Annotated in this window: 18 protein-coding genes; 11 read left to right on the top strand and 7 right to left on the bottom strand. The window is 68.7% G+C overall.

Annotated features, from left to right (window positions below):
* The first annotated feature begins 61 nt into the window (after positions 1-61).
* Positions 62-793 carry an SDR family oxidoreductase gene (locus ACFWIW_RS25100; protein ID WP_378370678.1) on the top strand — a complete coding sequence of 244 codons (732 nt, stop codon included), beginning with the start codon at positions 62-64 and terminating at the stop codon, positions 791-793.
* A gap of 91 nt (positions 794-884) precedes the next feature.
* Here ACFWIW_RS25100 and glpD read toward each other — a convergent pair whose 3' ends face one another.
* Genes glpD through ACFWIW_RS25085 form a run of 3 tightly spaced genes read right to left on the bottom strand, consistent with a single transcriptional unit; the run spans position 885 to position 4,953 of the window.
* Positions 885-2,597, bottom strand: coding sequence for a glycerol-3-phosphate dehydrogenase (glpD, locus tag ACFWIW_RS25095; RefSeq protein ID WP_219151115.1), 1,713 nt, complete (start codon positions 2,595-2,597; stop codon positions 885-887).
* A 5-nt stretch (positions 2,598-2,602) separates the two neighbouring features.
* Positions 2,603-4,120, bottom strand: coding sequence for a glycerol kinase GlpK (glpK, locus tag ACFWIW_RS25090; RefSeq protein WP_378370677.1), 1,518 nt, complete (start codon positions 4,118-4,120; stop codon positions 2,603-2,605).
* An 11-nt stretch (positions 4,121-4,131) separates the two neighbouring features.
* Positions 4,132-4,953, bottom strand: coding sequence for an MIP/aquaporin family protein (locus ACFWIW_RS25085; RefSeq protein ID WP_360091790.1), 822 nt, complete (start codon positions 4,951-4,953; stop codon positions 4,132-4,134).
* A gap of 151 nt (positions 4,954-5,104) precedes the next feature.
* On the opposite strand from ACFWIW_RS25085, the gene ACFWIW_RS25080 reads away from it, so the two are divergent.
* The 5 genes from ACFWIW_RS25080 (at position 5,105) to ACFWIW_RS25060 (ending at position 11,048) form a co-directional block, all read left to right on the top strand.
* Positions 5,105-5,872 carry an IclR family transcriptional regulator gene (locus ACFWIW_RS25080; protein WP_016335197.1) on the top strand — a complete coding sequence of 256 codons (768 nt, stop codon included), beginning with the start codon at positions 5,105-5,107 and terminating at the stop codon, positions 5,870-5,872.
* A 13-nt stretch (positions 5,873-5,885) separates the two neighbouring features.
* Positions 5,886-7,838 (top strand): glycerol kinase GlpK, encoded by a 1,953-nt coding sequence (glpK, locus tag ACFWIW_RS25075; protein ID WP_378370676.1) that lies wholly within the window; start codon positions 5,886-5,888, stop codon positions 7,836-7,838.
* A 175-nt stretch (positions 7,839-8,013) separates the two neighbouring features.
* Complete coding sequence (locus ACFWIW_RS25070) at positions 8,014-8,283, top strand: hypothetical protein (protein ID WP_378370675.1); 270 nt, start codon at positions 8,014-8,016, stop codon at positions 8,281-8,283.
* 231 nt (positions 8,284-8,514) lie between these two features.
* Positions 8,515-10,062, top strand: a complete 1,548-nt coding sequence (locus ACFWIW_RS25065) for a purple acid phosphatase family protein (protein WP_378370674.1) — start codon at positions 8,515-8,517, stop codon at positions 10,060-10,062.
* A 179-nt stretch (positions 10,063-10,241) separates the two neighbouring features.
* Positions 10,242-11,048: a serine hydrolase gene (locus ACFWIW_RS25060; protein WP_378370673.1), complete on the top strand. Its 807-nt coding sequence runs from the start codon at positions 10,242-10,244 to the stop codon at positions 11,046-11,048.
* On the opposite strand, the gene ACFWIW_RS25055 is transcribed toward ACFWIW_RS25060, so the two are convergent.
* Positions 11,005-11,640: a MerR family transcriptional regulator gene (locus tag ACFWIW_RS25055; RefSeq protein WP_378370672.1), complete on the bottom strand. Its 636-nt coding sequence runs from the start codon at positions 11,638-11,640 to the stop codon at positions 11,005-11,007. The two genes, ACFWIW_RS25060 and ACFWIW_RS25055, sit on opposite strands and share 44 nt — an antisense overlap.
* 344 nt (positions 11,641-11,984) lie before the next feature.
* On the opposite strand from ACFWIW_RS25055, the gene ACFWIW_RS25050 reads away from it, so the two are divergent.
* From ACFWIW_RS25050 to ACFWIW_RS25030, 5 genes are all read left to right on the top strand, one after another.
* On the top strand, positions 11,985-12,848 hold the full coding sequence (locus tag ACFWIW_RS25050; RefSeq protein WP_378370671.1) for an alkaline phosphatase family protein: 864 nt from the start codon (positions 11,985-11,987) through the stop codon (positions 12,846-12,848).
* A 67-nt stretch (positions 12,849-12,915) separates the two neighbouring features.
* Positions 12,916-14,175, top strand: a complete 1,260-nt coding sequence (locus ACFWIW_RS25045; protein ID WP_378370703.1) for an MFS transporter — start codon at positions 12,916-12,918, stop codon at positions 14,173-14,175.
* The gene (locus ACFWIW_RS25040) at positions 14,172-15,161 is read left to right on the top strand and encodes a TolB family protein (RefSeq protein ID WP_378370670.1); all 990 of its coding nucleotides are present in this window, start codon (positions 14,172-14,174) and stop codon (positions 15,159-15,161) included. Before ACFWIW_RS25045 ends, ACFWIW_RS25040 begins: the two co-directional genes overlap by 4 nt.
* Before the next feature lie 94 nt (positions 15,162-15,255).
* Complete coding sequence (locus ACFWIW_RS25035; protein ID WP_378370669.1) at positions 15,256-15,804, top strand: cysteine hydrolase family protein; 549 nt, start codon at positions 15,256-15,258, stop codon at positions 15,802-15,804.
* A gap of 12 nt (positions 15,805-15,816) precedes the next feature.
* Entirely contained in the window at positions 15,817-16,317 is a 501-nt protein-coding gene (locus tag ACFWIW_RS25030) for a VanZ family protein (protein ID WP_378370668.1), read from the top strand.
* Here ACFWIW_RS25030 and ACFWIW_RS25025 read toward each other — a convergent pair.
* From ACFWIW_RS25025 to ACFWIW_RS25015, 3 genes are all read right to left on the bottom strand, one after another.
* On the bottom strand, positions 16,281-17,972 hold the full coding sequence (locus ACFWIW_RS25025) for a flavin monoamine oxidase family protein (RefSeq protein ID WP_378370667.1): 1,692 nt from the start codon (positions 17,970-17,972) through the stop codon (positions 16,281-16,283). The genes ACFWIW_RS25030 and ACFWIW_RS25025 overlap by 37 nt on opposite strands.
* Positions 17,969-18,724, bottom strand: coding sequence for a carbon-nitrogen hydrolase family protein (locus ACFWIW_RS25020; RefSeq protein ID WP_378370666.1), 756 nt, complete (start codon positions 18,722-18,724; stop codon positions 17,969-17,971). The genes ACFWIW_RS25025 and ACFWIW_RS25020 overlap by 4 nt, the downstream gene beginning before the upstream one ends.
* A gap of 118 nt (positions 18,725-18,842) precedes the next feature.
* Positions 18,843-20,879, bottom strand: a complete 2,037-nt coding sequence (locus tag ACFWIW_RS25015) for an acyltransferase family protein (RefSeq protein WP_378370665.1) — start codon at positions 20,877-20,879, stop codon at positions 18,843-18,845.
* Positions 20,880-20,936: the final 57 nt, after the last annotated feature.

Below are 20,936 nucleotides of genomic sequence, written 5' to 3'. Positions count from 1 at the left end.
GTAATATCTCGGACATGAGGTGTCCGAGTTAACGGGCGCCACCGACGAAGGGCACTGGGTCATGAAATTCGCGATCATCGGCGGGACCGGGCTGATCGGCTCGCAGGTCGTGCGCAACCTGAACGAGGCGGGGCACGAGGCGGTGCCGCATTCGCCGTCCACCGGCGTCGACCTGCTCACCGGACAGGGTCTGGACAGCGCGCTCGACGGCGCCGACGTGGTCGTCAACCTCACGAACTCGCCGACCTTCGACGACGCCTCCCCCGCGTTCTTCCGGACGTCGATGGACAACCTCGTCGCGGCCGCGAAGAAGGCGGGCACCGGGCACTTCGTGATCCTGTCGATCGTCGGCGTCGACCAGGTGCCCGACCTCGACTACTACCGCGCGAAGACCCTGCAGGAGGACATCCTCAAGGAGAGCGGTGTCCCCTACTCGATCGTCCGCGCCACCCAGTTCATGGAATTCGTGGACGCGGTGCTGTCCTGGACCTCCGACGAGACCGCCGTCCGCCTGCCGAGCACGCCGATCCAGCCGATCGCCGCGGCCGACGTCGCCGCCGCGGTTTCCGAGGTCTCGGCGGGAAAGCCGTTGAACGGCACCCTCGACGTGGGCGGCCCGGACGTCTACCCGCTGGCCGAACTGGGCCGGATCACCTTGTCCGCCAAGGGAGACACGCGTCCGGTGACCGTCGACGAGACCGCGGGCATGTTCGCCGCGGTCAAGGGTGACGTGCTCACCACGAAGGACGGTGCCCGTATCGCCGCGACCCGCTACCTCGACTGGCTCAAGTAGGCATGCGCTGAAGGGAACCATGCCCGCATGTGACGCGACGAAAGGGCCCTTCGCCGCGTCGCATGCGGCGAAGGGCCCTTTCAGCCCACGATCAGCTCGGCAGCAGCGCCGGAGCGGCGAGACGGCTGGCGTTCGCCGCCTCGTCGTCCGGCTGGGCCTGCGCGGAGCGTTCCGCCTCGACCCGTGCGAGGTAGTTGGCGACCTCGCGTTCCTGCTTGTGCGAGTCCCAGCCCAGCAGCGGCGCCATCAGCTCCGCCACCACCGGCGCCGCCGTCACGCCGCGATCCCGTTCCTCGATGGAGATCCGGGTGCGCCGCGTCAGCACGTCCTCCAGGTGCAGCGCGCCCTCGTGGGAGACCGCGTAGACGACCTCCGCCTTCAAGTATTCCGCGGTTCCCGGGATCGCTTCGCCGAGTTCGGGGCGTTCCGAGATCGACTCCAGGATGTCCTCGATCGCGGTGCCGTAGCGCTGGAGCAGGTGCTCGATACGAGCGATGGGCAACCCCGTGCGCTGCACGAGCGAATGCCGCGCGCCCCACAGTTCGTGATAGCCCGTCGCGCCGACGATCGGCAGCCGCTCGGTCCACGACGACGGCGCCGGACGGCCGAGGTCCTCCACCGCGACGTCGACCGCGTCGGCGGCCATCACCCGGTACGTCGTGTACTTGCCGCCTGCCACGATCACCAGACCAGGCACCGGATGCGCCACGGCGTGCTCCCGCGACAGCTTCGTCGTCGAGGTCGCCTTCGCGGCCAGCAACGGCCGAAGCCCGGCGTACACACCTTCGATGTCGTCGGCGGTGATCGGCGTGCGAAGGACGGCGTTGAGGTGGTCGAGCACGTAATCGACATCCGCCTGGCTGGCCGCCGGGTGCTCGCGGTCGAGGTCCCATTCGGTGTCGGTGGTGCCGACGATCCAGTGCCGTCCCCACGGGATGACGAACAGCACGCTCTTCTCGGTGCGCAGGATCAGCCCGGTGTCCAGGTCGATCTTCTCGCGCGGCACCACCAGGTGGATGCCCTTCGAAGCACGCACGGTGAACGGCGCGGGGATGCCCGCCGCTTCGGCCATGTCGTCGCTCCACACGCCGGTGGCCGCGACGACCGTCTTCGCCCGGACCTCGATCTCCGCACCGCTCTCGCGGTCGACGACCTTGGCTCCGACGACGCGTTCGCCGTCACGGATCAGCGACGTGACCCGGGCGCGGGTGAGGACGGAAGCGCCCTGCTCGGCCGCCGTCCGCGCGATAGTCATCGTGTGACGGGCGTCGTCGACCTGGGCGTCGTAGTACTGGATGGCGCCGATCAGGGCGTCGTCCGCGAGACCGGGAGCCACCTTGCCCGCGCCGCGCTTCGACAGATGCCGGTGCCGCGGCAGGGCCCGCGCTCCGCCGAGGGTGTCGTAAAGCGTGACACCCGCGCCGATGTAGCCGCGTTCCCAGACGCGGTGCTTGAGCGGCACCAGGAACTTCACCGGCCGGACCAGATGCGGCGCGAGGGTCTGCAGCAGCAGGCTGCGTTCCTTCAGCGCCTCCCGGACCAGCTTGAAGTCCAGGTTCTCCAGATAACGCAGCCCACCGTGGATCAGCTTCGAAGACCGGCTCGACGTCCCCGCGGCGAAGTCACGGGCTTCGACGAGCGCGACGGAGAGCCCGCGCGACGCCGCGTCGAGTGCGACGCCGGCACCGGTCACTCCCCCGCCGACGACCAGCACGTCGATCTCCTCGCGAGCGAGCTTGCGCAGCGTCTCGGCACGGTAGACCGGGGAAAGCGGTACGGGTGTCACTCTGTTCCTCCTGTTCATCGGGCTCACTCGACCTCGACCCAGTCCAGCGTGCGGCCGACGGCCTTCTGCCAGCCCGCGTAGCCCTCGGCGCGCTGTTCGTCCGTCCACGACGGCTCCCAGCGCTTGTCCTCGTTCCAGTTCTGTTCCAGCTCGTCGGTGCTCTTCCAGAACCCGACGGCGAGCCCTGCCGCGTAGGCGGCGCCGAGCGCGGTCGTCTCCGCGACGACCGGCTTCGACACCGGCACGCCGAGGATGTCGGCCTGCAGCTGCATGCACAGTTCGTTCGCGGTCACGCCACCGTCCACCCGCAACACGTCGAGCGTGACGCCGGAGTCGTTCTGCATGGCCTCGACGACGTCGCGGGTCTGGTAGCAGATCGCTTCGAGGGTCGCCCGCGCCAGATGTGCGTTGGTGGTGGCGCGGGTGAGCCCGACGATCGCTCCGCGCGCGTCGGAACGCCAGTACGGCGCGAAAAGCCCGGAGAACGCGGGGACGAAGTAGACGCCGCCGTTGTCCTCGACCTGACGCGCGAGGCTCTCGCTCTGCGACGCGCCGCTGATGATGCCCAGCTGGTCGCGCAGCCACTGCACGGCGGAACCCGTGACGGCGATGGAGCCCTCCAGCGCGTACACCGGCTTCTCGTCGCCGAACTGGTAGGCCAGCGTCGTGAGCAGTCCGTGCTTCGACCGCACGACCTCGTGCCCGGTGTTGAGGAGCAGGAAGTTGCCGGTGCCGTAGGTGTTCTTGGCCTCGCCGGGGCGGAAGCACACCTGGCCGACGGTCGCCGCCTGCTGGTCGCCGAGCACGCCGGTGATGGCGACCTCGCCGCCGAGCGGGCCGTCCGCGCGGGTCACACCGAAGCGGCCGTTGTTCGACGACGGCGCGATCGACGGCAGCATCTGCCTGGGGACACCGAAGAACGACAGCAGTTCGTCGTCCCACTCCAGCGTTTCCAGGTCCATGAGCATGGTGCGGGACGCGTTGGTCGGATCCGTCACGTGCACGCCGCCGTCGGGCCCGCCGGTGAGGTTCCAGATGAGCCAGGTGTCAGTGGTGCCGAAGAGCGCGTCACCCTTTTCGGCGTCTTCGCGGACGCCGTCGACGTTCTCCAGGATCCACTGCAGCTTGCCGCCGGAGAAGTAGGTGGCGGGCGGGAGACCGGCCTTGCGGCGGATGACGTCACCCTTGCCCTCGCGTTCGAGTGCCGAGGCGATCCGGTCGGTGCGGGTGTCCTGCCACACGATGGCGTTGCAGTACGGGCGCCCGGTGCGGCGGTTCCACACGACGGTGGTCTCACGCTGGTTGGTGATGCCGAGCGACGCGAGGTCGGCGGCGGTCAGTTTCGCCTTGTTGAGCGCGGTGGCGATGACCGAACGGGTCCGCTCCCAGATCTCGGTCGCGTCGTGTTCGACCCAGCCCGGCTTCGGGAGGATCTGCTCGTGTTCGAGCTGGTGGCGGGCGATCTCGTTGCCGCCGTGGTCGAAGATCATGAAACGCGTGCTGGTGGTGCCCTGGTCGACGGCGCCGATGTAGTCAGGCATGGTTTCTCTCCTTAGGAAACGCGCTCGATGTCTTTGGCGGGCAAGGCTTCCGGCGCCGGTTCGGCGGGCAGGTAACGCTCGATGAAGAACTTGTAGATCGCCCCGCCGATGACCGCGCCGATCACCGGCGCCACGATCGGGATCCACCAGTAGGGATAGCCGTATTGGTCGGTGAACGCGGTGTCGTAGCCGGTGAGCCAGGACATCAGGCGGGGGCCGAAGTCGCGGGCGGGGTTGATCGCGTAACCGGCGTTGGTACCCCAGGCCATGCCGATCGCGACCACCAGGAAGCCGACGACGACCGGGGCGAGGTTCGCGGCGGGCGCGGTGTTACGCAGGTCGGTGATGGCGAAGATCACCAAGGCGAGGATGGCCGTTCCGATGATCTGGTCCCGGAATGCGCCCCAGTCACCCACCGGCAGGGTTCCGTTACCCGGAAGAGTGGAGAACACACCCTGGGTCTTGATCGTCAGGCCGGGGTCCGCGGCGTTCAGCACCTCGGTGTAGTTCCAGCGCACCAGCAGCGCGGCGAGGAACGCACCGGCGGTCTGCGCCAAGGCGTACGGGGCGACCTTGCGCCACGAGAAGCCCTTGAACACCGCGAGCGCCACGGTGACGGCGGGGTTCAGATGCGCGCCGCTGATCCGTGAAGCCACGTAGATACCCAGCGTGACGCCGATTCCCCACGCCCACGCGATGCTGTCGTGGTCCCCGATGCCCGCGGCGACGACTTGAGCCACCACCCCGCAGCCGAACAGGATGAGGATCATCGTCCCGACGAACTCCGCCGCCAGTTCGCCCGCCAGTCCGCGAGCCTTGAGGTTTCGCACCATTGCTTCCTCCACAAAGGACACCGTTGCCCTGTTGAGGCCGAAGTTAAGTTCGCGGAAACCCGGGGTCAACGGACACCGGTCGGCATTGTCGAACGCCGGAAGACGATGTTCGACATTGTCGAATCAGGGCCGGTCGGGCTACGGTTGGGCCGTGCCCGGTCCGATCCAGTCCATCGAGCGCGCCGCCGCGATCCTGCGGTTGCTGGCGCGCGGTTCCGGCCGTCTCGGGGTCGGTGAGATCGCCGATTCCCTCGAGCTCGCCAAGGGAACGGCGCACGGGATCCTCCGCACCCTGCAAGGGGTCGGCTTTGTCGAACAAGACCGTGACACCGGGAAATACCAACTGGGCGCGGCACTCCTGCACCTCGGCACGAGCTACCTCGACGTCAACGAACTCCGCTCCCGCGCGATCAACTGGGCCGACGCGCTGGCCGCGCGCAGCGGCGAGGCCGTCCGCATCGGCGCCCCGCTGGAGGGCCGGGTCCTGGTGGTGCACCACGTTTTCCGCCCCGACGACAGCCTGCAGACACTCGACGTCGGCACCCTTCTGCCGTTGCACGCGACGGCGCTCGGAAAAGTACTTCTGGCCTATGACACCGGTCTCGTGGCATCGTTGCGCACCGGCGGGCCGGAGGCCTACACCCGCCGGACCCTGGTCACCCAGACCGCGATCAAACGCGCCTGTGGCAAGGTGCGCGAGGCGGGCTGGGCGAGCGAGAACGGCGAGATGATCACCGGCGAGGCCGGGATAGCCGCGCCGATCCGCGGCCACGGCGGCATCGTGGTCGGCGCGATCGGGGTCTCCGGCGCGGCGGAACGGATCTGTGAAGCCGACGGCAGCCCGATCCCGCGGCTGCTCGGCCACGTGCGCGACGCGGCACGGGCGGTCTCCCGCGATCTCGGCGCGTCCCGATGGTGATGGAGGTGCTCGCGTGGTCCAGCGCTACGTGATGTCGATCGACCAGGGCACCACCTCGACGCGGTGCATCCTGTTCGACGCGCGCGGCAGGCTGGTGTCGGTCGCGCAGCGCGAACACCAGCAGCATTTCCCGCGGCCGGGCTGGGTCGAACACGACGCGACGGAGATCTGGCGCAACGTCGGCCGGATCGTGCCGCAGGCGCTGGCCGACGCCGGCGTCGAAGCCGCGCAGGTGGTCGGCCTCGGCATCGCGAACCAGCGCGAGACGACGGTGCTGTGGGACCGGCACACCGGCAACCCGGTCGGGCGAGCGATCGTCTGGCAGGACACCCGCACCGACGCGATGCTCGAACACCTCGCCCGCGAGCCGGGCGCGGACCGCGTCCGGCGGCTGTGCGGGCTGCCGCTGGCGACGTACTTCTCCGCTCCCCGTATCCGCTGGATGTTGGAAAGGACGCCTGGCCTGCGGGAACGCGCCGAACGCGGCGACGTCCTGTTCGGGACCGTGGAGAGCTGGCTGATCTGGAACCTGACCGGCGGCCCCGAAGGCGGTGTCCACGTCACCGACGTCACCAACGCCTCGCGCACCATGCTGATGAACCTGCGGACGCTGTCGTGGGACGACGAACTGCTGGAGTTCTTCGACGTCCCGCGCGCGATGCTGCCGGAGATCCGCCCGTCGACCGAGGTGTACGGGACGACATCGCGGGTGGTGCCGGGGATCCGGATCGCGGCGGCGCTCGGCGACCAGCAGGCGGCGCTGTTCGGCCAGACCTGCTTCGCGCCCGGCGAAGCGAAATGCACGTACGGAACCGGAAGCTTCCTCCTGCTCAACACCGGCCCGACGCCGGTGCTCTCGGCACACGGCATGCTGACCACCGTCGGGTTCAAGATCGGTGACGAGCCCGCCGTGTACGCGCTCGAAGGGTCGATCGCGGTCACCGGATCGCTGGTGCAGTGGTTCCGCGACGGACTCGAACTGATCGGCAGCGCGCCCGAGATCGAGACGCTCGCGAGGACGGTCGAGGACAACGGCGGCTGCTACATCGTGCCCGCCTTTTCCGGCCTGTTCGCGCCGCATTGGCACAGCGAGGCGCGGGGCGTGATCGCGGGGCTGACCTCGTACATCACCAAGGGACACCTGGCCCGCGCTGTGCTGGAGGCGACGGGCTGGCAGACCCGCGAGGTCGTCGACGCGATGAACGCCGACTCCGGGCTCGCGCTGTCGACGCTGAAGGTGGACGGCGGGATGACCGCGGACAACCTGCTGATGCAGTTCGTCGCCGACGTCCTCGACGTGCCGGTGGTACGCCCGATGGTCGCCGAGACGGTGTCGCTGGGCGCCGCGTACGCGGCCGGATTGTCGGTCGGATACTGGCCGGATCTGGAGGGTCTGCGCCGGAACTGGCATCGCGCCGGGCAGTGGCTGCCGACGATGGATCCCGCCCGCCGCGACAGTGAGTACTCGCATTGGCGCCAGGCCGTGGAGCTGACGTTCGGCTGGATGCGCCCCGGTCCGACGGCCGCTCCCCCGGGCTCCGACCTGGTCGAGGTCGTGCTGGCCGATCACCGCCGGATCGAACAGCTGTTCCGGGACCTCCGCAACGACGAAGCCGACCGTCCGGCGCTGATCGCGGAACTCTCGGCGTCCTTGGTCGCCCATGCGACCGCGACGGAGCGGATCGTCCGTCCCGATGCGACGGAGAGCGGGCTCGCGGACGAGCTGCTGGCCGTCCTGGAGTCCACGGATGCCGAGAAGGCGTTGGCAGTGCTGGAGAATTCGGTGGACGCGCATATCCGCGCGGAGGAACGCGGGTTGCTGAACGAGCTGCGCCGGACACTGTCCACTTCGGATCGCACCGGACTCGGCCGGGCGTTCGTGGCCGAGCGGCAGCGGCAACTGGACCTCGACTGCGGCTCCGCGGCGCACGTCCGCGAGCAGGGTTCTCGCCTACGTCTCTCGTGACGTGTTAGCCTGTCGCCGTGCGCCGCTTGGACCGACTCCGCTTTAACCGACTCGTAGTCGAGCGCGCCGGCTGAACCAGGTCGCCGGCGCGCAGTCCGGCGACCCCTCGATACGGGGCATCTCCCGGGACCTGGCCCTCCATGGCCTGTCGGTTTTCCCGCCTTTGGAGACCACGATGTCGATCACCGCTTTCCAGGTTCCCGCCCCTCGCTCGTCCATGCTGGTCCGCCGCCGGATCGCCACGTACTTCGTCGGCGGCGTCGAACAGATCCCCGGCCTGCTCGAAGCGCTCGGCTGCCTGGTCCACGACCTGTCCGTCGACGTCCGCGACGGCGTCCGGGAAAGCACCATGACCTGCGCCGTCCTGATCGACACGGCCGAGATCGAGCCACTGCTGGACAGGCTGCGGGGCCTGACCTCGGTCGTCTCGTCGGAACTGGTCTGACCGGGTGCGCCGCCGCTCGGCCTCGTGAGTATTGAGGACGGTTAGAACCGTCCTCAACACTCACGAGGTCAGGCACAAAGTCCCCTATGCCCGAAGTGACTTGCACGGTTCCATGCAGCCGGTCATCCAACGACCATCGACCCCTTGACTTAGTTAAGAAGCCTTCTTAACTTCGATTTCATGGCCGAAACTCCCCGAAACAGCAGGTCCCAAGCCTATCGTCGGCTCAGTTTGGCCGAGAAACACGACAAGTTCGTCAAGCAGTACTCGCGGCGGACCCTGTTCCGGGTGGGTGCGGTGGGCGGCGCGGCACTCGCCGCCGGCGGCGTCCTGCTCCCGGGCGGGGCCGCGGCCTCCCCCGGGCCGATGGTGCTGCTCAACGCCGACAAGGTCGCCGGTTCGGCGCTGCGGCCGTTCGGACGGCACATCGCCTACGGGGCCGACCCGTCGCAGCAGGTCGTCGTCTCCTGGCAGGTGCCCGCGGCGGTGACCGCGCCGTTCGTCCGGATCGGCACCGTACCCGGCGACTTCAGCCCGCCGATCCCGGCCGAGGTCCGGGCGCTGACCAGCCAGATGTCCTGGCAGCATCCGGTCGAGGAGGTCCCGCCGAACAGCCCGAAGTCGATCACCCAGTACTACCTGCACGCCCGGATCGACCGCCTCCTGCCGAACACCACGTACTACTACGTCGTCGGCCACGAGGGCTACGACCCCGCCGCCCGGCTCGGCGAGATGGCGAGTTTCCGCACCGCTCCCGCCCCGGGCGGCGACGGCACGTTCTCCTTCACCGCTTTCGGCGACCAGGGCGTCGGCTACAACGCCGTCGCGACCAGCAGCCTGATCGCCGGCCTCGACCCGGCCTTCCACCTCGCCATGGGCGACCTGAGCTACGCCCTCGAAGGCGAGGGCGGGCACCCGGAGGAAGACCAGTACGACGCGCGGCTCTGGGATTCCTTCTTCGTGCAGAACGAACCGGTCACCGCCGGGATCCCGTGGATGATGGCGCTCGGCAACCACGAAATGGAGGGCTGGTACTCCGAGGACGGTTACGGCGGCGTACGGGCGCGCTTCACCATGCCGGACAACGCCTGGGACGGTTCCACCTGCATCTACTCGTGGCGCTATCAGAACGTCGGGCTGATCAGCCTGGACGGCAACGACGTCTGCTACAACAGTCCGTCCAATCTGGACTACACCAAGGGCAAGCAGCTCAAGTGGCTCGGCAGGACGCTCGCCGCCTTCCGCGCCGATCCCACGATCGACTTCATCGTCGTCTACTGCCACCAGTGCACGTACTCCACCTGTCATTCCAACGGTGCCGAACTCGGCGCGCAGAAGGACTGGGCGCCGCTGTTCGACAAGTACCAGGTCGACCTGGTGCTCAACGGCCACAACCACATCTACGAACGCACCGACCCCATCCGGGCGGGCAAGGCCGTCAAGAAGGTGCCTTCACGCGGGACCACGAACCCGGTCAAGGACGGGACGACCTACATCACCGCGGGCGGCGGCGGGGGCAGCGTCTCGGAATTCCCCGCGCCCGACACGTACCTCGGCCATGAGACCAGCAACGACTCCCCGGTCCCGATGAAGTATTCGGAACGCGACGGCCAGGACCGCACCAAGAAGGTGACCTGGTCCCGTGTCCGGTTCCGCGGCTACAGCCTGGTCGCGGTCGACGTCGTCGCGGGCACGGGCACCACACCGCCCAAAATGGACGTTCGCGCGATCAGCGCCGACGGCACCCTCGTCGACCAGATCATCGTGCAGCGTTCCTGACCCCTGTTCGCACATCGTCCGGACGGCCATTCCGCCTCGGCCGATCGACCGAGGCGGGATGCCGCTTTCCCGGCGGATTTCCCGAAGCGCGAAAACGCTTTCCGTGCGGTCCACCGCCGTTACAGAGTCATGACATGAACGAGACGGGGCCACGATGATCGTCTCCGAGCATCGGCACCATGTTCGACCAACGAACCAGGCCCATCGCAGTGCCCGGCGCGAACCGGCGACCACGACTTCGCCTGACGATCCTGATCGCCATCCTGGTGGTCGTCGCGATCCTCGGCTACGTGATCTTCCAGTCCGTCGCGGAAAGCCGGCCGGCTCCGGAAAGACGCGACGCCACCGTGGTCTTCGACCGCACATCGGGCGAGCAGGTGATCGAGGACCGGGGCTCGGAGAGATTCCGCACGGCGTCGGTGGTGAAACTGTTCATCGCGCTCGACGCCGTCATCCGCAAAGCGAGCAAGGCCGACGAAGCCCAGCTCCACCGGATGCTCGCGAAAAGCGACGACGCCGTCGCCAACACGCTCTGGACCAGGAACGGCGGCCCCGCGATCGTCACCAGGACGGTGGCGGCCGCGGGTCTGAAGAACACCACCCCGCCCGCCGACCCGGGCCGCTGGGGCGACACACTGTCCACCGCGGACGACATCGCCGCGGTGTACCGCCGTGTCCTCAAGCTGCCGAAGGCCAAGCGGGACGTCATCCTCGAGCCCCTGCGCCAGGCGAGCCGCACCGCCGCCGACGGGTTCGACCAGTACTTCGGCATCCCTTCGGCCTTCGGCGACCGGCCGTGGGCCGTGAAACAGGGCTGGGCGGCCGGGCGCGGCTCGGTGGACGCGCATACGACGGGGCTCGTCGGTGAAGGCGACCGCTACATCGTCGTCATCCTGTCCGGTTCCGCGGAGGGCACCGGCCTCGACGTGGCGACGGCCGCGGTCACCTCGGTGGCGAGATCCCTGGCTCCCCGGCTGGGAAAGTGACTTCGGCCGCGTTTTCCACCGCGATCTTGAAAGCGCTTACAAGAAGGTCGGCGAAACAGGCCCGAGGAGCCGCCGAGGCCCCTCCCGCTTGAGCTTTCAGCGCGCCCAGCTGCTCACCGGCCAGCGGCGCGACCCGATCCATGAACTGCCCCAGGAACCGCAGGGCGGCGACGGGCGGGATCCCGGCCACGGCGAGATCGGCCACCGCGCGCGAAACGGACGGGCGCACGACCGCCAGGGCTCCCGTGCCGTCCCTGCCGAGCACGCCGTGGCGTTCCAGGCAGCGGGCGACCGCGGGCTGGTCACGGGCGATATCCGCGGTCGCCGCGTCCAGCTGCTCTGCGCGGTCCACTGTGGTCGTTCCGAGCATCGCGGCGATGGACACCAGGTTGAAGCCCTGTTTCTGCAGCATCGTGATACGCCGCAGGCGCCGCAGATGGGCCGGGCCATAATAGGCGGACCTGCCGTGCCGGACCGGCGGGGCGAGCAGGCCGCGCGTCTGATGTGCCCGGATATTACGCGCCGACATGCCGACGATCGCGGAAAGTTCTTCGATCGTGTATCCGGCCGGCCTCGGCGAAAAGGGCTTCACGCCGACAGCTTAACCAATGGTCGGATGAGTACACCACAGAGCCGGAGCAATGGCGGCGCCACTGTCAACCGGCTGAATCAGCGAGTTGCCATAAGTCCATCGGTTCGAGGCGACGAACGCAAGGTCGATGGCCGGTTTACATGGTTTCATGTCAGGCAATGCCGGTTTTGGGGTGTTCCGCGTCCCCTGGTTACTCCAGTCAGGCGATCTTGATGGGCCGACGACTTCTTTGCCGTTTAAATGCACCAGAGACATCCGATGTCTCGACTCTGTCGACGCCCGCGGAGCGCCGCTGAACCCGATGGTCAGTCGTCAAAGTTTCAACCTTTTCCCAGGAGGTTTCCATGTTCTGGAAACGGATCGCGGTCGCGGCCGTGGCCGCGACCGGTTTGGCCGCGGCGCTGCTGGTGTCCCATCAGGACACTCCCGCCGCCGCGATAGAACCCGCCGCGGCGAAAGTGCCCGCGTTCGACCACATCGTCCTCGTGATGTTCGAAAACAAGGACTACAAGGAGATCAGCGGCAGCTCCAAGGCGCCGTACTTCAACGAACTCGCCGCACAGGGCGCGAAGTTCACCAAGGCGTACGGGACGACGCACCCGAGCCAGCCGAACTACATCGCCCAGTTCGCGGGTTCGACGCACGGTGTCGACAGCAACAAATGCCAGGATCTCGGGAACAAGGAGAACCTCGCCTCCCAGCTGGCGGGGATCGGCAAGAAGTTCGTCGGTTACGCGGAAAGCATGCCTTCCGACGGCTACACCGGCTGCACGAAGGGCAAATACGCCCGCAAGCACAACAGCTGGGTCAGCTTCAGCAATGTGCCGTCGTCGGCGAACAAAAGGTTCTCGTCGTTCCCGAGTGACTTCACCAAGCTGCCCCACGTCGCTTTCGTCACCCCGGACCTGTGCAGCGACATGCACGACTGTTCGGTCGGCACAGGCGACAAATGGCTGAAGAAGAACCTCGACGCGTACGCGCAGTGGGCCAAGACGCACAACAGCCTGCTGATCGTCAATTTCGACGAGGACAGCGGGACGTCGGTGAACCAGATCTTCACGACGTTCGTCGGCGCCCACGTGAAGCCGGGCAGCTACAGCGAATCCATCAACCACTACTCGATCCTCCGCACGATGGAGGCGGCGTTCGGCCTGCCCGGGATCGGCAACGCGGCCAACAAGTCGCCGATCACGAGCGTGTGGCAGTAGTCGGGTGAACCCCGCGGGCGTGTCCACTGTGGACGCGCCCGCGGGGCGGAGAAGGGTGGTTCGTCGCGTGTACCTGTCCACGATCGGCCGCCGGGAACATCCCGGTGGCGTCTCGAAGAAGTCCTTCGCCCTGCTGGGCGGGAACGTCTTCGCCCTGGGCACCGTCAGCCTCGTCACGGACGTCTCCTCGGAGATGGTGACGGCCGTGCTGCCGGTGTACCTGGTGCTCGGGCTGCACCTCGGCCCGGCGGCGTACGGCGTGGTGGACGGCCTCTACACCGGCGCGACCGCGCTGCTGCGCCTGGTCGGCGGCTACGTCGCGGACCGCGTGCGACGGCGCAAGGCGGTCGCCGGGCTGGGCTACGCGATGTCGGCCGTGGCGAAACTGGGGCTTGTGGCGGCAGGGTCGTCGGCGGCCGCGATCGGCGTGGTGCTGACCGCCGACCGCACGGGCAAGGGACTGCGGACCGCGCCGCGTGACGCGCTGATCACCCTGTCGGCCCCCGAACACATGCTGGGCCGCGCGTTCGGGGTGCACCGCGCGATGGACAGCGTCGGCGCCTTCCTCGGCCCGCTCGCCGCGGTCGCGGTGCTGGCCGTGGCGGGTTCGGCGACCGGGGTCGAAGGGTTCGACGCGGTCTTCGTGAGCAGCTTCTGCATCGCCACCGCCGGAGTGCTGCTGCTGGTGTTGTTCGTCCGCGACCACCGTGCGCCCAAACCGCCGTCGGGCACCGTGTCCTTGCGCGCGGCGGGAGGACTCCTGCGAGGCGCCGGCGTGCGGCGGCTGCTGATCGCCGCCTGCGTCCTCGGCCTGGCCACCATCGGGGACGGGTTCGTCTATCTTCTGTTGCAGGACAAGGAGGACATCGCCACCGGCTGGTTCCCGCTGCTGGCCGTCGGGACGAATCTGGGCTATCTGCTGCTGGCCGCGCCGCTCGGCGCGCTGGCCGACCGCGTCGGCAGGCTGCCGGTGATGCTTGGCGGTTACGGCGCCCTGGTCACCGTCTACCTGTTGCTGCTCAGCCCGCTCACCGGCTGGGCGTTGTTCGTGCTCACCCTCGGCCTGTACGGCGTGTTCTACGCGGCGACCGACGGCGTGCTGATGGCGCTGGCCGGACCGTTGCTGCCCGAGGCGTTGCGCACCACCGGTATCGCGATCGTGCAGAGCGGGCAGGCGCTCGCGTACTTCGTCTCGTCCGTCCTTTTCGGACTCTCGTGGCAGTTCTGGGGCGCGGCGACGGCGCTCGCGATCGCCGCCGGGACGGTGCTCGCCGCCGTCGCCGCCACCTTCGTTCTCTTGGTTCCCCGCAGGAAGGCACGACCGTGAACACCCGCACCCGCGTCCTGATCGCCGTCACCGGAGTACTCACGCTGGCCGCGGCCGCCGTGATCTACGTCGGGGTGGCGGGCGCGCGCAACCAGGACACCGCGTCGGCCGGCACCAGCGGCGCCGTCACCCTCGACGGCGGGCGGCTGCTCTTCCGCAGCACCGCCGACGCCGACCGCGGGCACGTGTCCAGCGTCAGCGCCGCCGACCCCGGCGGGGCACGGGCGGTGTCGACCGTGTCCTGCAGCCGGGTCTACGCGGCGGGCGGCACTGGGATCTGCCTGCGCCCGGAAACCGGGCTCACCACGTATCAGCTGGCCGTGCTCGACAGCCGCCTCGCGGTCAAGCAGGAGATCCCGCTGGTCGGCCTGCCCAACCGGGCGCGGGTCTCGCCCGACGGGAAGCGGCTGGCGTGGACGGTGTTCGTCACCGGTGACTCCTACAACGGCGGCCGGTTCTCCACCCGCGCCGGCACCCTCGACCTCACCACCGACAACGTCGAGGGCACGCTGGAGGACTTCGCCGTGACCGTGGACGGAAAGCCGTACAAGGCGGCCGACTTCAACTTCTGGGGCGTCACCTTCACCCGTCAGCCGGGCCGGTTCTACGCCACCATGTCGACCGGCTCCCACCGCTACCTCGTCGAAGGCGACTCGACCGCCCGGACCGTGAAGACCTTGCGGGACAACGTCGAATGCCCGTCCCTCTCCCCCGACGAGACCCGCGTCGCCTACAAGGCCGCCATCGACGGCGATCCCGCGAAGGGCTGGCGGGTGTCGGTGCTCGACCTCGCGAGCGGCACCGTGACGCCGCTGGCCGAGACCAGGAACGTCGACGACCAGCCCGCGTGGCTCGACGACCGCACCGTCGCCTACGCCCTCCCCCGCGCTCAAGGACATTCCGATGTCTGGGCCGTGCCCGCCGATGGCTCGGGCGCGCCGCGGCTGCTGATCCCGGAGGCCGAGTCGCCCGCCGCGCTGCCCTAGGCGCGCGTGATCAGACGGACGGCACGCGTGATCAGACGGACGGCACGCGTGATCAGCGGGACGACACGCGTGATCACCCGGCTAGGCTGCGGACATGAGGGCCGCGCTGCTGATCGTCGACATGCAGGAAATGCTCGTTCCCCTGGTCTGGCGTGGCGAGGAACTGGCGGTCCGGATCGCCGCGCTCGCCAGGAAGGCCCGCGAGAACGGTGTCCCGGTGATCGCGCTGCGCCAGATCGGCGCACCCGGCACCGACTTCGACCCCGCGTCGCCGGGCACCCGGGTCAGCGCGCTGCTCGGCCTGGAACCGGTCGACGTCGTGATCGACAAGACGGCGACGGATTCCTTCTACCGCACCGGGCTGGCGGGGCTGCTCGTCGACAGAGGCGTCGACACCGTGGTGCTGACCGGGCTGGCCACCGACTACTGCGTCGACGCGACCGCCCGGTCCGCGCAGAGCCACGGCCTGGACGTCGTGCTGGTCGGCGACGGCCATGCTCCGTCAGCCGACGGCGACCCCACCACCGGACTGACCGCCGAACAGGTCGTCGCCCGGCACAACCTGCTGCTGAGCACGGCGATCCATCCCGGCGGACGGCTGCGCGTGGTGCCGTCGGCGGAGGTCGAGTTCACCGGCCCGTAGGATCGGCCCGCCATGATCACGAACTTCCTGCTCGACCACTCCGCCCTGGTGCCGGTGGCGATCCTCCTGGTCGCGCTCGTCTGCGCCGTCCTGGGCCACCTGTTCGCGGACAAGCCCCGGGTCCTCTGGTCGCTCGCGGGAGTGGCGCTGGTACCGGTCTTCGCGCTGACGCTGGTGCCCACCGGGCGCACGATCGACGAGATCGTGTGCACGGTCCAGTTCTCCCTGCCCACACTCGGCTCGGTGGAGCTCCTGGCCAACGTCGCGCTGTTCCTGCCGCCGGTCTGCTTCGCCGCGCTGGCGTCCCGGCGCCCGGTGACGATGCTCGCGGCCGGCTCGGCGCTGTCCGCGGTGATCGAGACCCTGCAGGCGTTCGTGCCCGCGATCGGCCGTGCGTGCGACACCAACGACTGGTTGATGAACACCCTCGGTGCCCTCGTCGCGGCGGGCATGGCGTGGCTGGTGGGCCGCCGTGCTCAGTCGGGCAGTTCCACGGGCGCGATGTCGTCGTAAACGTCGCCCGGCCCCGGGTTCGCCGGATCCGTCTCGCCACCGAAGTGGTGCAGCACGCCCCACACCGCGTTGAGCGCAGTCTGGACGGCGCCTTCGGCCCAGCCCGCCGTCCACGAGATGTCGTCGCCCGCTAGGAAGAGACCTCGGTATCGCTCCTCCAGCCGGTCCTGTTTGAAGTGGGTGAACAGCCGGTGCTGGTAGCGGTAGTGGCCGGGCAGGTTGGCCTTGAACGCGCCCATGAAATGCGGTTCGGCCTCCCACGACACGGTCACCGGGTCGCCGATGATGTGGCGCCGGACGTCGACGCCGGGGTAGATCTCCTTCAGCGACTGCAGCATCACCTCGACGCGCTCGGACACCGAAAGCGGCAGCCACTTCAGCGAATCGTCGGCCCAGGTGTAGGACAGGCAGATCACCGCGGGCGCGTCCGGATCGTCGCCGAGCAGGTAGGTGCCGCGCGGCATGCGGTCGGTCAGCGTCATGCTCATCGTGTCGCGCCCGGTCCTCGGGTCCTTGTCCAGCCAGAACGGCCGGTCCACCGGGACGAAGACCTTCGAGGACTCCATGTAGTGCGTGCGCTCGATCGCCGTCCAGTGGTCGATCGGGAACAGCGCCTCGTCGCATTCGATCTTCGACAGCAGCATCCAGCTCTGCGCGGTGAACACCGCCGCCGGATAGGTCCGGATACGGCCTTCGGTGTCGGTCACGGTGATGTTGTTCGGCGCGGTCCGGTGCAGCCGGGCGACGCCGGGGTTCGGGCTCCCGCCGTGCAGCGAGCTCAGGCTCGTTCCGGCCGGCCAGAAAGCGATGTCCTCGGGCGCGTGTTCCCACAGCCGCGACGGAAGCCGCCTGCTGCCGCCGACGATGCTGCGGTGCTCGTCGTCGGCGCCGGTGTAGACCACCCGCAGGATCTCCAGGATGGAGTTCGGGAAGTCGGTGTCCCATCCCCCGGTGCCGAAGCCGACCTGTCCGAAGATCTCGCGGTCGCGGAAGGAGGCGAACGCGGGCGAATCGCAGAGGAAACCGTAGAAGGTCTGGTTGTCCAGCTTCGGGACGAGTTCGTTCCACAGCCGCTTGATCGTCTTCACGTCGCGGTCGCGGATCGCCTTCTGCATCTCGGTGAACGCGGCCTGCTCGGACAGCGTGCTGTCCCACGCGGCCGCGACCTTGCCGAAGACGGCGGGGAGTTCGTCGGCCGTGCGCGCGTAGTGGCTCTCCCCTTTGAGATCGACGACGGTGCTCGGCGTGCCCGGCGCCAGCGGGTTCGGGAACGGCGTGGTCTCCAGGCCGACCTTGTCGATGTAGTGGAACAGCGCGGTCGACGCCGGCGGGAAGCGCATCGCGCCCATCTCCGCGACGACGTCGTCCGGACAGCCGGGGAAGTTCACCGTGCGCAGGCGGCCGCCGATCTCGGCGATCTCGTACACGACCGGGCGCAGGCCGAGTTTCATCAGTTCGTACGCGGTGACGATGCCCGAGAGGCCGCCGCCGATCACCGCCACCTCGGTGCCGTGCCGTTCGGCCGGCAGGGTGCCGAGCCCGGCGGGGTGGGCGAGGAAATCGTCGTAGGCGAACGGGAAATCGGGGCCGAACATGGTGATCGGGCGGTCCGCCGGTTCGTCGTGGTGGATCGCGGTCGGGAGGGCGGAGGTCATGCGGAAAGTCCTCGGTACAGATCGGGCCGTCGGTCGGCCAGGTGGGTGTTCTCCAGTCGTGACGCGACGAGCGCGTCACGAGTGACTTCGGCGCTGATCAGCTCCGGGCCACCGCCCGCTCGGGCGAGCACTTCGCCGGTCGGGGCGACGACGCAGGAGCGGCCGCAGTAGATCAGTTCCTGTTCGGTGTCGCACCGGTTCGCGTACGCGACGAACAGCTGGCTTTCGTAGGCGCGGGCGGGCACCAGCGTGTCCGCGACCAGTTCGTACGGGCTCATCAGCGCGGTCGGCACCACGAGCAGTTCGGTCCCGGCCAGCGCGTGCGCCCGCACCAGCTCGGGGAACTCGACGTCGTAGCAGATCAGCAGGCCGATCCGGAGACCTTCGAGCTCGGCCTGCACGACCGCCTCGGCGCCCGGCTCGAACCAGTCGCGGTCGATGTCGCCGAACAGATGCGTCTTGCGGTAGTTCGCCAGGCGTTGTCCGTCGCGGCCGATCAGCTGGACGCTGTTGTACACACGGCCGCCGTCGGATTCGGGGTATCCGTAGACCAGCGCGACGCCGGATTCCCTTGCCAGCGCGGACATCCGGGCCGCTGTCGGACCGTCGGCGGGCTCGGCGAGCTCGTGCGACCGGGCGCCGATGTGGTAGCCGGTGGTGATCATCTCGGCGGCGATCACGAGATCGGCGCCCGACGCCTCGACGGCGGACGGCAGCTCGGCATACGAGCCCTGGTGGACGGCGACCCTCATGCCGACGACGATATCCGCTGTTTCGATGCGCCGATAAGGGCGAATCGTTGCGCAGGATGTTGGCAGACCGGCGCATCAGTGCACCATCACACAATCCAGCGGCGATCTGTTGTCTGGATCACCCGCCCGGCGGCGGCTCCTCCGCGTGATCGTCCGCCCAGCCGAGAGCCTCGGTGATCGCCTTCTCCGCGACAGCGGACATCGTCGACATGTAGGTACCGCTGACATGGTTGTCGTCGAGGTAGACGAGTACGTTGCCGATCACCGGCGGGCAGACCTCGGCGGTGCAGAAGTAGTCGCTGAAGTCGACGAAACGCACGTTCGGCGGCAGATCCGGCAGCGTCTCGTACGGCGGCTCCGCCGCATAGAGGTCGTAGCGCGGCGTGGCGCACTCGGGCGACTCCGCGCCGCGGCTCTCGACGCACGCGGACGGCGACTGGCCGAAGCGCGGGTTGTCCCGCACCGCCAGCACCGGGATCCCCACCTCGTCGACCTTGCGCCACTGCGCGATGTAGCCGGCGGGAACCCGTTCCTCGACGCCGACCTTCACGTCCCTGGTGCCGATCGTCATCACCGCGTCGGGCCGGGTGGTGACGATCTCGTCCACCACGGCGGTGTTCCAGTCGATGCAGGACTGGTCGCCCGGTACGGCGTCGGAGTCGGTGGAGAACGGGCAGCCGCCACGGAGGATCGACGTGACCTCCCAGTTCTTCTTCTCGGCGATCGGGAGGAGGGCGCCGAGGAACTGCCCGGCGTGTGAGTCACCGGCGACAACGATCCTCCGGGTGGGATGCCCCGTGGTCTGCGACGTGCAGATTTCGAGATCGGCGTTACGCGGCGAGGGGCCGCACCGGGCCGGGTCGATCCCCGCCCAGTCTTCGGACACCGCGACGAACGACGGGACGAGCGCGGCGTCGGCGGCGCCCCAGTAGGTGAACCCTTCGGTGTGCGCGAGCGCGCCGGGATGGTCCGGATCATCGACCGCGATCGAGTAGTTCTCCGCCTGGCTCACGCTCACCCACTGCCAGGCGCCGGTCGCGGCGAGCACGGCCGCGAGCGTCGCGGCACCGAACCGGTATGCGCCCCACCGGTTCCCTGCCCCGATCGCGGACACCCGGACCGGCTTCTCGACCAGATGATGGGTCAGCACGGCGAGGACGAGCGCCAGCGCGATGATCACCGCGCCGCCGCGCAAGCCGACCTCTTCCCGGTCACGCGCGACGAGGTAGAAGACCAGGACCGGCCAGTGCCACAGGTAGAGCGCGTAGCTGAGGTCGCCCACGTATTTCAGTGGGCGGCTGCTGAGGAAACGGTCGGCTCCGCCGTTGAACGCGGTGTCCCCCGCGAGGATCACCAGCGCGGCCGAAAGCGTCGGCCACAGCGCGAGATACCCGGGGAAGACCGTCCCGACCTGGAGCACCAAACCGCAGGAAACGAGCCCGGCGACCCCGGCCCAGCCGAACACGACACGTGCCGGCCGGGGCACCTGGATCCGGTCGACGAGCAAAGCGAGCAGGCCACCGAGCGCGAACTCCCAAATCCGCGTCAGCGAATCGAAGTACGCCAGCGGCTGATCGACCGCGGTCAGCCATACCGAGTACGCGAGCGACGCCGCGAACACCACGCCGAGGGTTGTGGACAGCAACGGAAGCACGTTGCGCTTCGCCCGCTTGGCGATCAAGAGCACCAGGCCGACCAGCAACGGCCAGACCACGTAGAACTGCCCCTGGATCGACAACGACCAGAAATGCTGGACGACGCTCGCCGAGTTGTGCTGCGCGAAGTAGTCGGCGGAATCCGCCGCCAGCTGCCAGTTCTCCAGGTACAGCGCGGAGGCGACGACCTCCTTGATCGTCTGGAACCAGCGGTTCTGCGGCAGCAGCACCATGCTCACCGCGACGACCAGCAGCAGCACGGTGAGCGCGGCCGGGAACAGCCGCTTGATCATCCGGCCCCACATCGGCCGGTACTCGATCTTCCCGCGCGACGCCGCGCGATAGAGCTGTCCGGTGACGAGGAACCCGGAGATCAGGAAGAACGCGTCGACGCCGCCGGAGATCCGGCCGAGCCACACGTGGTAGACGACCACCAGCACACACGCGAGCGCCCGCAGTCCCTGGATTTCCGGGCGGAACCGCCGCTCCGTCTCCCGCACACAACCACCACCATGATCACCGTCCGCCGACGGGCCGGGACCCTACGGGAGGAAGCT

The sequence above is a fragment of the Amycolatopsis sp. NPDC058340 genome (assembly GCF_042723975.1).
GTDB lineage: Bacteria > Actinomycetota > Actinomycetes > Mycobacteriales > Pseudonocardiaceae > Amycolatopsis.
Note: the sequence above shows the minus strand (reverse complement) of the source record. Positions and strands in the feature narration are given on the sequence as shown.